Annotated in this window: 1 rRNA gene; it reads left to right on the top strand. The window is 56.4% G+C overall.

Going from position 1 to position 1,590, the window contains the following annotated elements:
• Positions 1-1,524: ribosomal RNA gene (locus AC0Z36_RS29625) — 23S ribosomal RNA — on the top strand; the annotation flags it as partial.
• Positions 1,525-1,590: the final 66 nt, after the last annotated feature.

Raw genomic sequence — 1,590 nt, 5'->3', positions numbered from 1 at the left:
GGATGGTGGAGCCGCTGAACCAAGGTGGTAGTAGGTGAGCGATGGAGTGACGCAGGAAGGTAGTCCAGCCCAGGCGGTGGTAGTCCTGGGGTAAGGGTGTAGGGCGTGACATAGGTAAATCCGTGTCACATATGGCCTGAGACCTGATGCCGACCCGATTGTGGGGAAGTGGATGATCCTATGCTGCCGAGAAAAGCTTCTAGCGAGTGTTATGGCGGCCCGTACCCCAAACCGACTCAGGTGGTCAGGTAGAGAATACTAAGGCGTTCGGGTGAACTATGGTTAAGGAACTCGGCAAAATGCCCCCGTAACTTCGGGAGAAGGGGGGCCTCAACTGGTGGAGAGTCTTGCACTCCGAGCTGGGGGAGGCCGCAGAGACCAGCGAGAAGCGACTGTTTACTAAAAACACAGGTCCGTGCGAAGTCGTAAGACGATGTATACGGACTGACGCCTGCCCGGTGCTGGAACGTTAAGGGGACCGGTTAGCTGCGTGAGTGGCGAGGCTGAGAACTTAAGCGCCAGTAAACGGCGGTGGTAACTATAACCATCCTAAGGTAGCGAAATTCCTTGTCGGGTAAGTTCCGACCTGCACGAATGGCGTAACGACTTCTCGACTGTCTCAACCATAGGCCCGGTGAAATTGCACTACGAGTAAAGATGCTCGTTTCGCGCAGCAGGACGGAAAGACCCCGGGACCTTTACTATAGCTTGATATTGGTGTTCGGTTCGGCTTGTGTAGGATAGGTGGGAGACTGTGAAGCAGCGGCGCCAGTCGTTGTGGAGTCGTCGTTGAAATACCACTCTGGTCGTGCTGGATGTCTAACCTGGGTCCGTGATCCGGATCAGGGACAGTGTCTGGTGGGTAGTTTAACTGGGGCGGTTGCCTCCTAAAGGGTAACGGAGGCGCCCAAAGGTTCCCTCAGCCTGGTTGGTAATCAGGTGTCGAGTGTAAGTGCACAAGGGAGCTTGACTGTGAGACTGACATGTCGAGCAGGAGCGAAAGCTGGGACTAGTGATCCGGCAGTGGCTTGTGGAAGCGCTGTCGCTCAACGGATAAAAGGTACCCCGGGGATAACAGGCTGATCTTCCCCAAGAGTCCATATCGACGGGATGGTTTGGCACCTCGATGTCGGCTCGTCGCATCCTGGGGCTGGAGTAGGTCCCAAGGGTTGGGCTGTTCGCCCATTAAAGCGGTACGCGAGCTGGGTTTAGAACGTCGTGAGACAGTTCGGTCCCTATCCGCTGTGCGCGTAGGAGTTTTGAGAAGGCCTGTCCCTAGTACGAGAGGACCGGGATGGACGAACCTCTGGTGTGCCAGTTGTCCTGCCAAGGGCATGGCTGGTTGGCTACGTTCGGGAGGGATAACCGCTGAAAGCATCTAAGCGGGAAGCCTGCTTCGAGATGAGAACTCCCACAGGGTTGACCTGGTAAGGCCCCCGGTAGACGACCGGGTTGATAGGCCGGATGTGGAAGTCGGGTGACCGATGGAGCTGACCGGTACTAATAGGCCGAGGAATTGTCCTCAGGTGCTACGCGTCCACTGTGTGGTTCCCAGACCGTGACTGGTTCTGGTGAGCCGTTTGTTAACAG

Source organism: Kitasatospora sp. UYEF31, from assembly GCF_057291755.1.
The sequence above is the reverse complement of the archived record's forward strand: the minus strand, read 5'-3'. Positions and strand labels throughout refer to the sequence as shown.